The organism is Patescibacteria group bacterium (assembly GCA_040387855.1).
GTDB lineage: Bacteria > Patescibacteriota > Minisyncoccia > Phycocordibacterales > JAKAEA01 > JAZKCY01.
In genome coordinates, this window is sequence record JAZKCY010000001.1 from 451,487 (window position 1) to 464,279 (window position 12,793).

General features: G+C 40.5%; 17 protein-coding genes. 11 read left to right on the forward strand and 6 right to left on the reverse strand.

All coding sequences use genetic code 11. From position 1 onward, the window contains the following. Window positions 1-4: 4 nt before the first annotated feature. Window positions 5-1,096: a DNA recombination protein RmuC gene (locus V4519_02510; GenBank protein MES2436858.1), complete on the forward strand. Its 1,092-nt coding sequence runs from the start codon at window positions 5-7 to the stop codon at window positions 1,094-1,096. Between the two features lie 65 nt (window positions 1,097-1,161). Here V4519_02510 and V4519_02515 read toward each other — a convergent pair whose 3' ends face one another. After that, a complete protein-coding gene (locus tag V4519_02515; GenBank protein MES2436859.1) occupies window positions 1,162-2,061 on the reverse strand; it encodes a hypothetical protein in 900 nt (299 codons plus the stop codon). A gap of 226 nt (window positions 2,062-2,287) precedes the next feature. Beyond that, window positions 2,288-2,845, reverse strand: coding sequence for a hypothetical protein (locus V4519_02520; GenBank protein MES2436860.1), 558 nt, complete (start codon window positions 2,843-2,845; stop codon window positions 2,288-2,290). A 164-nt stretch (window positions 2,846-3,009) separates the two neighbouring features. Between V4519_02520 and rplU the strand changes: the two genes are divergently transcribed. Both rplU and V4519_02530 read left to right on the forward strand, forming a co-directional pair. Next, window positions 3,010-3,324: a 50S ribosomal protein L21 gene (gene rplU / locus V4519_02525; GenBank protein ID MES2436861.1), complete on the forward strand. Its 315-nt coding sequence runs from the start codon at window positions 3,010-3,012 to the stop codon at window positions 3,322-3,324. Between the two features lie 153 nt (window positions 3,325-3,477). Then, window positions 3,478-3,693, forward strand: coding sequence for a hypothetical protein (locus V4519_02530; GenBank protein ID MES2436862.1), 216 nt, complete (start codon window positions 3,478-3,480; stop codon window positions 3,691-3,693). Between the two features lie 53 nt (window positions 3,694-3,746). On the opposite strand, the gene V4519_02535 is transcribed toward V4519_02530, so the two are convergent. From V4519_02535 to cysS, 3 genes are all read right to left on the reverse strand, one after another. Further along, window positions 3,747-4,367 carry a toprim domain-containing protein gene (locus V4519_02535; GenBank protein MES2436863.1) on the reverse strand — a complete coding sequence of 207 codons (621 nt, stop codon included), beginning with the start codon at window positions 4,365-4,367 and terminating at the stop codon, window positions 3,747-3,749. A gap of 8 nt (window positions 4,368-4,375) precedes the next feature. Next, entirely contained in the window at window positions 4,376-5,803 is a 1,428-nt protein-coding gene (gene dnaB, locus V4519_02540) for a replicative DNA helicase (GenBank protein MES2436864.1), read from the reverse strand. 82 nt (window positions 5,804-5,885) lie between these two features. Then, on the reverse strand, window positions 5,886-7,259 hold the full coding sequence (gene cysS, locus V4519_02545; protein ID MES2436865.1) for a cysteine--tRNA ligase: 1,374 nt from the start codon (window positions 7,257-7,259) through the stop codon (window positions 5,886-5,888). A gap of 65 nt (window positions 7,260-7,324) precedes the next feature. Here cysS and V4519_02550 point away from each other — a divergent pair, with 65 nt between their 5' ends. Then, the gene (locus V4519_02550; protein MES2436866.1) at window positions 7,325-8,575 is read left to right on the forward strand and encodes a S41 family peptidase; all 1,251 of its coding nucleotides are present in this window, start codon (window positions 7,325-7,327) and stop codon (window positions 8,573-8,575) included. 44 nt (window positions 8,576-8,619) lie between these two features. Beyond that, on the forward strand, window positions 8,620-9,063 hold the full coding sequence (rplI, locus tag V4519_02555) for a 50S ribosomal protein L9 (GenBank protein ID MES2436867.1): 444 nt from the start codon (window positions 8,620-8,622) through the stop codon (window positions 9,061-9,063). A 68-nt stretch (window positions 9,064-9,131) separates the two neighbouring features. Here the strand turns inward: rplI and rpmA are convergent, their stop codons facing one another. Further along, on the reverse strand, window positions 9,132-9,404 hold the full coding sequence (gene rpmA / locus V4519_02560) for a 50S ribosomal protein L27 (GenBank protein MES2436868.1): 273 nt from the start codon (window positions 9,402-9,404) through the stop codon (window positions 9,132-9,134). A gap of 41 nt (window positions 9,405-9,445) precedes the next feature. On the opposite strand from rpmA, the gene V4519_02565 reads away from it, so the two are divergent. The 6 genes from V4519_02565 to V4519_02590 all read left to right on the forward strand — a co-directional run bounded on the left by V4519_02565 (window position 9,446) and on the right by V4519_02590 (window position 12,767). Continuing rightward, entirely contained in the window at window positions 9,446-9,844 is a 399-nt protein-coding gene (locus V4519_02565) for a hypothetical protein (GenBank protein ID MES2436869.1), read from the forward strand. 12 nt (window positions 9,845-9,856) lie between these two features. Beyond that, complete coding sequence (locus V4519_02570) at window positions 9,857-10,108, forward strand: hypothetical protein (GenBank protein MES2436870.1); 252 nt, start codon at window positions 9,857-9,859, stop codon at window positions 10,106-10,108. A 20-nt stretch (window positions 10,109-10,128) separates the two neighbouring features. Next, complete coding sequence (locus V4519_02575; protein MES2436871.1) at window positions 10,129-10,407, forward strand: glutaredoxin domain-containing protein; 279 nt, start codon at window positions 10,129-10,131, stop codon at window positions 10,405-10,407. 3 nt (window positions 10,408-10,410) lie between these two features. Further along, entirely contained in the window at window positions 10,411-11,427 is a 1,017-nt protein-coding gene (locus V4519_02580; protein MES2436872.1) for a DHH family phosphoesterase, read from the forward strand. Between the two features lie 357 nt (window positions 11,428-11,784). Further along, complete coding sequence (locus V4519_02585; GenBank protein MES2436873.1) at window positions 11,785-12,225, forward strand: hypothetical protein; 441 nt, start codon at window positions 11,785-11,787, stop codon at window positions 12,223-12,225. 83 nt (window positions 12,226-12,308) lie between these two features. Next, window positions 12,309-12,767 carry an EVE domain-containing protein gene (locus tag V4519_02590; protein ID MES2436874.1) on the forward strand — a complete coding sequence of 153 codons (459 nt, stop codon included), beginning with the start codon at window positions 12,309-12,311 and terminating at the stop codon, window positions 12,765-12,767. The last annotated feature ends 26 nt before the right edge of the window (window positions 12,768-12,793 follow it).

Consider the following 12,793-nt stretch of genomic DNA (forward strand, 5'->3'; position numbering starts at 1 on the left):
TTTTATGACTACGATTCTTATAGTTTTAATTATTGTATTAACTGCAATTTTGGGGGCAATGGTTGCTGTTATTTTGAATTTAATGAAACGGCAGGATGAACCAAAAGAAGATATTGGAGTAAAACTATTGCTCGAGCAAATTAATGAATTAAACAGGACTGTAGACGGCAAAATGAGCGATTTGTCTCGCACTATGGACTTTAAAATTACTGAATCTGGCAAAATGATGAATGAATCCGTGCGTATGCAATTTACTGAATCTTCAAAACTAATTCAGAATGTGACTTCAGGACTCACAAAGCTCGATGAAACCAATAGACAAGTAGTTTCCTTTGCGGATCAACTTCAAAGTTTGTCAGATATATTGAAAAATCCAAAACAACGAGGGATTTTAGGTGAATATTATTTAGAGACTCTTTTAAAGAACGTGTTGCCACCAGGAAGCTTTCAAATGCAATATGGCTTTACGGATGGCACTATTGTCGATGCTGCGGTGTTTGTGAAAGACAAAGTAATCCCAGTAGATTCTAAGTTTTCACTTGAAAACTATAATAGATTGGTTGAAACAAAAGATGAATTAGAACGAGATAGGCTTGAAAAAGTATTTGTGAGTGATTTGAAGAAAAGAATAGAAGAAACCTCAAAATATATTCAGCCCAAAGAAGGAACTATGGATTTTGCATTCATGTTTATTCCTCATGAAGCTATCTACTATGATTTGCTCACAAATAGAATTGGTGTATTAAAAGAAGAATCTGAAAATTTAATCCAGAGAGCAGCAAGTAAGTATCACGTAATTATAGTTTCCCCAACAAGCTTTTTGGCATATTTACAGACAGTATTGCAAGGATTGAAAGCACTTCAGATTGAAGAATCAGTAAAGGGTATTATTAAAAATGTGGGTGAGCTTCAAAAGCATTTAAAGACATACGAGGAATATCATGGAAAGATGGGAAATGCATTGGGAACTGTCGTAAGTCACTTTAATAATTCTCATAAAGAATTTAAAAAGATAGATAAAGATATCTTAAGAATTTCAGGTGAGTCGCTTCAGATAGAAGCTCTTACACTCGATAAGCCAGAAATGGAGGAATAAAAAAAGCGTACACCAAAGTGTAGCGCTATCCCATTTTGTTTGTACAATATCTTGCTCTTGATGGGTTACCAGAGCTTGATGGTGAGGCCGACGCCGATTGCACCGTCGAACTCCCTCGAGTCCGACATGCTGGTGATGGGCGTGCCCATCTTCCACACGGGGAGATCCAGCGTGATGCTGTCGGAGAGCTTCCACGCGACCCCGCCGCTGTAGAACAGCATGAGGCCCGAATCGAATCCGTAGAAGCCAGGGTCAGCTAGCACCGCGAGCCGGTGCTGAAAGCTGACGCTCTCGTTGACCTGCCAGATGTGGTTGACCCCCACCTGGACCTGGCCCTCGAACCCTTCGTTGGTCGCGTTCGCGGACAGGTAGGCCTCGGGCTTCAGGAAGGGCTTGATCGTGTGGCCGTTGCCCAGATCGAGATCTAGGCTCAGCTCGCCGTACATGTAGATCAAGTCGCCCTTGGTCCCGCTTAGAAGCCGGGGGGCGGCGAGATCGAAGTACGACACGCCAACGTTCACGTTGACGTCACGTACTTTGCCGACCCACCCGAGGGTGTAGTCGACCTCGTCCCCGAAATTGGAGTTGAGGTTGGCGTCGTCGAGCCCGGCGGAGTGCCAGAGATCGATGTAGACGCCGTTAGGGAACGTCACGAACACGTCGGACTGCAGCACCGGATCGGTGTGGTAGACCGATCCGTTTGCCCCGTAGTACTGAGACCACAGACGGGTCGTCAGCACGACGGACGGGTGAGGGGCCCCTTTGAACACCTCATCCGGCTTCCGCGGTTCGTCGGCCTTCTTCGGCGCGACGGTGGGGTCGGTGTGCTCATGCACTCCGCCGCCAGTCGACTTCTCGGTCTTGATCTGCTCGAACCGCTCGAGCCCGTCGTTCTGGTTGCCGTTGCAACCCAACAGGAACGACAGGCCGAGCACCAACGCCGCAACGTACATTCGCGTACGCATAAACGATACCTTCTCCCCACAAATGGGGCTTCCGAAACCATAGGGACATTACAAATCCGTTTGTGAAACTAACATAAATCTATAGATGAGTCAATAGTGCCATTCCCATATACGAAAAGGCCCACACAATCTAATGTGTGGCCTCTATTCCTTTCTTTTGTAAAAGGTTGTTTATTGAAACGAAAGAACGATGTAGTGCGTTGAACTTACTAGGTTTCTTCTCTTCTTAGGCTTTTTCCATCGAGCGCCTGGCGCACAAGGCGAGGACTGTGAAGAATAGGATAGCCACAGCTCCGATCACGAGTACCCTAACTTGTACGGATGTCAAAATGACCTGAGTGCCGATGACGCTGGTGAGTAGGGTAAGCGGGACGACGAGTCCTGCCACCAACATCATCTTTCCAACTAAGCTCACGATCTTCATATCGTCTCCACGCGGGAATCCTCCGAGGAAGGTTCCTAACGTGAGGAATCCGAGCATGAGGCCGTAGTGGCCTGATGTGCGGATGAACATCTCCCACTGATAGTCGTACTGACCGACTATCCATGGAATGAAGACATGCAGAGCTGTGAAGACAAAGAATGTGCCATATAGGGCTTTCATCATCTTCGAGATAGCGGGGCGCATTCTCATCATCAGAGTGCTCGGCTGGCTTGCTTTTGACTCGGTTTCCTCAGCCGGTTTGAGCATGGCTCTTGTAGCAATTGCTGCTAGAACTAGCAGAAACGCCATAAAGGCCAAGCCGACGGTCATCGCCATCAAATTCTGATGCTCCTGACTCATTGCAAACTCCCATAAATGTGTGAGAACGAGAAAATCATTGTGAACTGACTATTGTTGATTATATCATATTTTACATAATGAGTCAAGCGTGATAAATCTTGCTCTTTAATTGATTCAAGATCAATACTTGCGTTTTTATTGAAAATAAGTACAATAGTATCACTATGGAATTTGCAGTAATTCAAACCGGCGGTAAGCAATATAAAGTCTCAGCCGGAGACACTATTACCATTGAGAAGCTCATTGGTGATTTTAAGGCGGGTGATACGATTACTTTTAACGACGTACTCCTCACTGATTCTGGTTCTGACACAAAGTTTGGTTCACCATTTATTGGCGGAGCAAAGGTTGTAGGGGAGCTTGTACAAATTGGACGAGCACAGAAAGTAACAGTTATTAAATACAAGCAGAAGAGTCGATACTTCAAGAAAAACGGCCATCGACAGCCATTCTTTAAAGTAAAAATCTCATCAATCTAATTAACAAAAGGCCGCTGTAGAGCGGTTTTTTGTTGAGCTATATATTGACTTTTTCATATAAACGTGTAAAATAGTACGCTGTCGTTGCGAAATGCACGAAGTGTTCTTTTGTTCTTTCTCGGAGTGTTCGGAATGGTGTCTTCCCCTCAACCAATGACTGGATCAGACAAACAAAGGTTGGTACGAGAGTACCAGCACGAGCGGCTCAATGAGCTGAGTCTCCAGTCCATCATCAATGACGAGAATTCGTCTGCGGCGGAAGTTGCGGCTGCTCGAGAGGTGCTACACAGCATTGAGCAGCAGCAGCAGAACTACCAGAACCATGTCGCGCGGCGGCAGGATCTACAAATCGTCATTGACGATTCATAACGCCAAACGAAGCGCCACGGAGCGTTCGAGCAATCGAACCTCTGTGGCAATTTTTATTTCCGATTATTTAAAGCGTTTTTGATAGTATCTGAATCTGAGTATTCTAATTCTGTACCTGTTGAAATTCCTCGGCCTAAGTGTGAGATTTTAATAGAATGCTCAAGTGCTTGAGGTTTTAACAAATTTTCTAAGTAATCAATAGTATTTTCGCCTTCTGCAGTGGCATTCAATGCCATAATAACTTCTTTGAGCTCACCAGACTGGGCACGAGTTTCATACATACTTAAAAGTTCTCGTTGACGTATACGAGTTTCAGGATTTTTTTCAAGAATTGGTACTGCACCTCCTAATACAAAATAAAGACCTGAGAAAGATCGAGTTTTTTCTATATTCTCTAAATCCACATCTCGGCTCACGATCATAAGAATACTTCGGTCGCGTGAAGGACTGCAGCAAATATCACAGAGTGTTGCCGGAGTATGTTGATCTTGAAAAAATCTAAAGCACGAACTACAGATTCTTATATCTCTTTTTAAATCTACAATCATTCTACTCAACTGCTGCAGATATTCAGGATTGCGGGTGAGGAGATGGTAGACAAAACGTCGAGCTTGGCGAGGACCAATCCCTGGGAAATCAGAAAAATACTCCGTGAGTTTCTGGATGCTGTTCATAATAGGAATTAGAAATCATCATCACCACCACCGCTACCACCCACATCACCTCGATTTGATGCATCAATAGAAAGGAAGGTCGTCTTCTTATCATCGAAGTACAATTCGATAAGACCTGTTGGACCGTTTCGATGCTTTTCAATAAGAATTTCGGCAATGTTTTGTCGAGCACCTTCAGCTTTGTTTTGCTTATCTTCTCGGTGAATAAACATAACCACGTCGGCGTCCTGTTCGATAGAACCTGAGTCTCGAAGGTCGGATAGTCGTGGACGTCCTCCTCGTTGTTCCACGGCTCGAGAAAGCTGTGAAAGGGCAATCACTGGTACTTCCATTTCTCGCGCCAGTTGCTTGAGCGATCGAGAAATTTCTGTAACCTGTTGCACCACGTTGTCGTTTTTGCCTGCATTTGTGGGAGCCATGAGCTGCAAGTAGTCCACAATAATCATACCCAAACCTTTATCGGCTTTGAGTCGTCGAGCAACAGATCGCATTTTCAAAATGTTGTTTGCAGGCTGGTCATCAATAAAGATTGGAGCTTTTGCCAATCGATCGATAGCACCTCGCATTGCTTCAAAGTCTTGTTCAACAATATTTTTACCGGTTCGGAGTTTCCAAGAGTCCACACGTGATTCTGCGGCAAGAAGACGGTCTACCAATTGTTGTGAACTCATTTCAAGAGAAAAAATACCTACGGGCACATTGTGCATCACAGCAGCTTGTCGAGCGATATCGAGGGCGAACGAAGTTTTACCCATAGATGGTCGAGCGGCGAGAATGATGAGATCTGATTTTTGGAATCCTGCGAGTTTGTTATCCAAATCTTTAAAGCCTGTTGGTACACCGCGCATTTCCTCAGTGTTTTTACTGAGCTTATCGAGTCGGTCCCAGGCTTCACTAAGTGTTTCATTAAGCTGGATAAACCGCTGAGAACTTGAGAAGTTGGTAACTTCAAAAATTTTCTTTTCAGCAGTATCAAGCATCTGCTCGATATCTATTGTTTCATCGTATCCAAGACTAGAAATATCTTCAGCACTTTCAATGAGCTTTCTCATCAAATGCTTTTTCTGCACAATTTCAGCATAGTGCTTTACGTTTGATGCTGATGGCACCATGTTTACAAGCTCGGTGAGAAATGTAGCTCCACCTACGTTATCCAACACACCTTGATCACGAAGAACTGCAGAAAGAGAAAGCAAGTCAATGGGAGTTGATTTCGTAAACAACTCATTCATGTGTTTGTACACAATGCGATGCTTTTGAGAATAGAATGAATCTTCTTTAATGAAGTCCAAAATTTCATGCATCACATCAGGACGGAGCATGATAGAACCAAGGAGTGCCATTTCGGCGTCGATACTTTGTGGAGGGACTCGTAGATACGGAGTCTTCTTTTCTTCCTTAGGAGGATATTTACTAAATTTTTTGAATTCGGCCATAAAGGCATTTTAACATACCCCAAAATTCATGTGCACTTGAAAAGTAGATAAGATGTGCTCAAGCTGGGGATTGCTCTGTATATTAAGAATTAGGAAATACTTGCTGGCCTTTGTCAGTATCTTTTACAATAAATCCTAGCTCGGCAATCGCATTTCGAAGCTCATCTGATTTTGCAAAGTCTTTATTCTGTCGAGCTTGCGCACGTTCATCTACAAGTTTTTGTACTTCTTCTGGAATTTCTATTTCTATTTTCTTAATATTAGCAAAGCCTAATCCAAATACTTCATCAAATTTAAGTATAGTTATTTTTTTATCAGCAGGTGATACATGAGGGTCTTTAATAAAGAACCACATAAGTGCAATAGCTTTTGGTGTATCTAAATCATCATTTATGAGCTCAGTAAAGTTCTTTATATATTCAAGATGAATGATCCCACCATCGTCTGGAAGCTCTCTCATATGCTCTACAAGCTTGCTGTACGCATTTTGTGCAGCTTCGAGTGCTTCCCATGTAAAGTTGACGGGAGTTCGGTAGTGAGCAGTAAGGAGCCAATAACGATAGGCTAGGGGGGATATACCTTTATCAACAATACTTTGGAGTCGCAAAAAGTTTCCTTGAGATTTTGCCATCTTGCCACCTTCTATATTTACGAATGCATTATGAAGCCACACATTTACGAAGTCATGACCTGATTCACATTCAGACTGTGCGATTTCATTATTATGATGAATAGTAGATAGATCTATTCCTCCAGTGTGAACATCAAAATGATCGCCTAAATATTTTTTAGACATTGCAGAACATTCAATATGCCATCCAGGAAATCCTTTACCCCAAACACTTTCATATCCTAATTCAGCATTAAATTTCCAAAGAGCAAAATCTTTAAAGTTTTTCTTTTCAGAATTTGATTCAACTCTGGCATGACTATCATCAGTGCTGATACCTCCGAGCTTTCCATAATGAGGATCTTTTGAGGTATCAAAATAAACTCCGTCTGAAATTGTATAAGCAATGCCTTTTACTTCAAGATTTTTTATAAACTCTATGTCTTCAGCAATATGTTCACTTGCTTTAGGCATATGATGGGGAAGTTGTACATTGAGAGAAACTAAGTTTTCTTTGAATCGTTCTGTATAAAAGTCGGCAAGCTCTTTCATTGCTTCTAATGTGAGTGGTTTGCCTTCACGCTTTAAACCCTTAGTCATTTTGTCATCGCCATCGTCTCCATCGCCACTTAAGTGTCCTATATCAGTAATATTAATAACTTGTGTTACAGCTAGTCCATTAAATTCAAATGTTCGTCGCAACATATCAGCAAGGAGAAAAGCTCGTAGGTTTCCAATGTGTACAAAATCGTAGACAGTAGGTCCACAGTTGTACATTCCTACTTTTCCGGCAGTAATGGGAATAAATTCTTCTTTTTTTCCAGTAAGGGTATTGGTGAGCTTCATACCAGAATAATATCGCGATTATCTTTGGTTTACAAACATGGGGTTATTTGAGATACTTTTCCCATATGTCATCTTTTGGAAAAAATCTTAGTAAAAATATATTAGTTGCAGTGCTAGGTGTTGGACTTATTGGAAGTGCTTTTGTAATTGGTGCTCGATATGGTGCAGTAAATAGTACCTTTGCTGGCACAAACGTTGCGCCAAATATTGTAAATAAGGATAGTGGTCAGCCTGAGAATGTTGACTTCTCATTGTTTTGGAGAGCATGGGATCACCTCAATGAAAAATTTGTGGAGACTCATGGCACAAGCAGCAAAGCTATAACAGATGAAGATAAAGTGTATGGAGCCATTAAAGGGCTAGCAGAATCTTTGGGCGATCCATACACCACGTTTTTTCCTCCACAAGAAAACAAAGATTTTCAAGCTGAAATCAGTGGTAACTTTGAAGGTGTAGGAATGGAAGTAGGAACTCGAGATGATATTCTTACTGTTATTGCACCTCTTAAAAACACTCCAGCCTTTAAAGCAGGGGTAAAAGCAGGAGATAAAATTCTTAAAATCGACAATACTGTTTCAACTAATATGAGTGCTGATGAAGCCGTAAGTCTTATTAAAGGAAAGAAGGGAACTACGGTAACTCTTACATTGCTTGGAACAAATGATTCACAGCCACGAGAAGTAAAAATCGTTCGAGATCGAATTGAAATCCCAACGCTTGATACAGAGCTTCGATCAGATGGTATTTATGTAATTAAGCTCTATAGCTTTACAAGTAACTCAGCAAATCTCTTTAGAGGAGCTCTTGAGCAGTTTGTAAAATCTAAAAATAATAAGCTGATTATCGACCTTAGAGGAAATCCAGGAGGATATCTCGATGCTGCTATTGATATGGCAAGTTGGTTCTTACCTGCAGATAAAATTGTAGTACAAGAAGATAAGGGATCTAATTCAGAAAAGATAGTATATAAGAGTAAGGGATACAATATATTTAATAATAATCTTAAGGTTGTTGTTCTTGTAGATGGTGGTTCTGCATCAGCTTCGGAAATTCTCGCAGGTGCATTGCAAGAGAACGGGGTAGGAAAACTTGTAGGAACAAAGACCTTCGGAAAAGGTTCAGTGCAAGAGCTTGTTAACCTTAATCCTGATACATCATTAAAGATCACTATTGCTCGATGGCTTACTCCAAAAGGCAACACTATTTCAGAACAAGGCCTTAAACCTGATGTAGAAGTGAAAGTAACAGATGCCGATATTGAGAAGAAAATAGATGCACAGCTCAATAAGGCGGTAGAATTGCTTTTAGCCAAATAATATTGTAGTATTCGGAAACAATCACATTATAACCAACGACACACATGAAAGTTATTCTTTTAAAAGATGTAAAGAAAGTAGGTAAAAAGTTTGAAGTAAAGGACGTTGCAGACGGCTATGCATTAAACTTTCTTATCCCTAATAAGATGGCTGAAGTTTCAAATCCTTCAAATACCAAGAAACTTGATAATTGGAAGACTTTGGATGCTGCAGAACGAAAGATCCAGGAAGATCTTCTTATGAAGAATCTTAAGGCTCTTGATGGTATTACTCTTGAAATCAAGGAGAATGCTAATGAAAAGGGACATCTTTTTAAGGGAGTAAATAAAGAAGAGATTGTTGCAGAACTTAAGAAGCAAGGACATCTCGATATTCCTGCAGAATACATTGATATTGAAAAGCCATTCAAGGAAGTGGGAGAACACACTGTGGCTGTGAAGATCGGAGAGAAGTCAGCAAAGTTTAAGCTCGTGATCTCAGCTCAATAATCTAAAGCTAGAAATAAGCAATAAAAAAACCTTCAGAATATTCTGAAGGTTTTTTTATGATTTCTTTATTACTTAACGTTTACAATCTTTCTAGTAGAAGTAGAACCGTCAAAGTTTTGCTTTCGCTTATTTTTGAATTCTACAACTCCGTCTTTAAGAGCGAAGATTGTGTGATCCTTACCCAATCCAACGTTCTTTCCTGGGATAACTTCTGTACCACGCTGTCGGACAATGATATGTCCTACACCTACAGTTTCTAGATGGTTTGCCTTTACTCCAAGGTACTTTGGATTTGAATCGTTAAGGTTTTTGGCTGATCCGCCGGCTTTTTTGGTTGCCATAGTTCGTAATTACTACCGTTTGTTGATAATTAAATGTGGTCATGATTATACCTGATAGTCTAGAAAAACACAAGATTAGCCTTAAAACTCTTGTCTCTCAGGCTTTTTTACCAATCATAGCTGTGTTGCTTATATCAGGCACAATTGGTGCTTGGAAAGTGTATCAGATATACAAAAATAGGGAACAAATAACTATAGAATACCCAAAAAAAACTCAAGAACCTCAGAATAATGCTGAACTCGGTATGAAATATGTTACTTCTACGTCAACAATGAGTAGTATAGATAAAGGGTTGTTCGTTGCCTCGCGTGGTGGGAAAAGTTATTATAAACCTACATGCGCCGGTGCTAAAAAGTTGTCTGAAAAGAACAAAATTTGGTTTCAATCCAAGGAAGAAGCAGAACGTTTTGGATATAAGCTTGCAAAGAATTGCAAGTAGCAAAATAGTTAGATGAAAAGAATTGCACACAAAACAGCATTACATATAGGCGGATGGCTATTCATAGGAATTGGTCTTCTTGGCTTGATCCTCCCACTTATCCCGGGCTTTGTTTTTATTGCCTTAGGTGTTTATATTATCTCCTTTGCTTCTTTGTGGTTGTATACTAAAATTGATCATATCAAACTCAGGTATCCAAAAGTTGGTATTCATTTTGATAAAGTAGATAAAGCTATAAGCCGGTTTATTAAGAAGGCCCACTAATACTCAGATAGAGTTCCACAATGAAACGACACCATCAGGTATACATTTACACATCTCACGACTGCAAAATGTGTGAGCTCACTAAAAACTTTTTTAGAGACGCAGGTATAGAATTCATAGAAATAGACATAACTCACGATAAAAACGCCGAGATTAAAATGCTGGAAATTAGTAATCAGAACGATACTCCTGTTGTGGAAATCGACGGACGAGCTATTTCAGGCTATCATCCAGAAATCTATGAAACTATATTAAGTAGAGATAGGGAAAGAGAAAAGGATAGAGATAAAAAAGACTAATATATGATCCAACCATTTTCACAGGGACTCGCTCAGGATATTTTAAAGGAAATACAGAAAACTCAGAATATAATAATGCATTGTCATCCAGGTCCCGATGCCGATAGCATGGGAAGCACTTTAGCAATGAAATTTGCTTTGCAGGCAATGGGAAAATCAGTCACCCTAATTAAAGGTGATTCTGATCTTCCAAAATATTTATCGAGCTTACCTGGCTACGATTCAGTAGTTCTTAAAAATATATTTGAACTAGATCTTACACAATTTGATCTTTATTTAATACTCGATACTGGAGGGATCAATCAGATTTCTAAGATTAAAAATGTAGAATTCCCAGAAAGTCTTCAAACTATAGTTATTGATCACCATATCTCAAATAAAGGCTTTGCAAAGATTAATCTCGTAGATGCTACCTATCCTTCTACCTGTGAAATAGTGTTTGAACTATTTAAAGAATGGGGAATAGAGATTACTCATGATATAGCACTATGCTTGTATGCCGGAATGTACTCAGATACTGGCGGATTTGTGTATCCCACAACATCGCCTCGCACTATGCACATTGCAGCTGCTTTAGCTGATAAAGCTCCTGAGTTTAATAGTATGATTTTTACCATGATGAATAATAATACTCCAGGACGACTCCAAGCTCAGGGTCTACTGTATTCATCTATTGAAACCTGGTTCTCAAATTCAATTGCTGTATCATCACTAAGCTATGAAGATATCCAAAAGATAGATGCAAAGCCAGATGATATAGCAGGACTTGATGTTGCCAACAATTTGAAGTCTGTTGTGGGGTGGAATGTTGGGATTTCAATGATAGAAACCGAACCTGGTGTTGTAAAGATAAGCAGTAGAAGCAGAGATGGGGATGTGTGGGATGTTTCTAAGATTATGACTGCGATGGGAGGAGGGGGACACAAGGCTGCTGCTGGTGGACGAGTAGAAGGAACCATAGAAGAAGCCAAAACTAAGCTAAAAAGTGCAATTTTAGAGGTATATCCCGACCTAAAATAGTGTTCTGTTTCGGAGCTCAAAAAACAGCTGAAAACGCTTAAAAATACCTGATGAGCTTTTTGCTCAGTTTGCTCAAATAATATGGCTCTAAAAGGCCATTTTTTGATACATGTATACAACTAAAACATGCTCAAAATCCTTGACTTTTTGGGTATATATGCTATACTAGTATCAAATCAGACATTAGTTCTGGTTTTTTAATTTATTGGTTTTTGGTTCTAGATCGGTACTTAAGTGAGATTCTGTCGGAGTCTCATGTACTATCTAAGATCAACTATCAGTAACACCATTCGGTTCCCAAGGTTATATGGTGTCTAGTAACTAAAAAACAGGCTTATTTTAAATTTAACTGCTAGTTTGGCAATTCTTCTTTCTTCAGTCACTGGAGTGAACGGTACAGCAATTGCTACCAATGCCGTTGAAAACACTCCTATCGTTGAAGCAGCATCTGCTCAGATTCTTTCACAAAAGAATTCACAGAGTAAGTCAGCTGCAGCAACTACTTCTGTTGAAACATACGTTCGAGCATACTTTGAAGAGACACCTATTCTCGCCGAAGTTGCACGATGTGAATCTCGATTTCGACAGCATGGTAAGGACGGAGAAGTATTACGAGGAATGATGGTTGATGATGACCTAGGTGTTATGCAAATCAACGATTACTTCCACGGAAAGACTGCAGACAAACTTGGTCTCGATCTCCACACTCTTGAAGGTAACCTAGCATATGCTAAGTATCTTTATGAGAAGCAAGGACTCCAGCCATGGTCAGCATCTGCTCCATGTTGGGATAAGTAATCATTCTTGATTACTCAAACAAAACCCCGTACTCGAAAGAGTGCGGGGTTTTGTGTTGTCAGATTTTGTAGTACTCTTATTTCATGAACTACTGGATCCTAAAATCAGAAGCCGATTGCTACTCAATCGATGACATGCAGAAAGACAAGAAAACTGCATGGGTAGGTATTCGCAATTATCAGGCTCGGAATTTTATGCGCGATAGTATGAAGATAGGGGATTTATGTCTCTTCTATCATTCAAGCTCTGAGCCTACTGGGGTATTCGGTGTAGTAAAAGTGGTAAGCAAGCCTCATCCTGATGAAACCCAATTTGATCCTAAAGACGATCATTATGATCCAAAATCCACACTAGAAAAGCATCAGTGGCAATGTGTAGACGTGCAGTTTGTCTCAAAGTTTAAGAATCCAATAAGCCTTTCTGAGATAAAGATCCGACCAGAACTAGAGGGCATAGCTCTAGCTCAACGGGGTAGTAGATTGTCGGTAATGCCACTTTCTGAAGCTCATTTTAAGGTCATTGAAAAGCTCGGAACTAAGTGAATTATGAAGAAACGAGCGCTAGCATT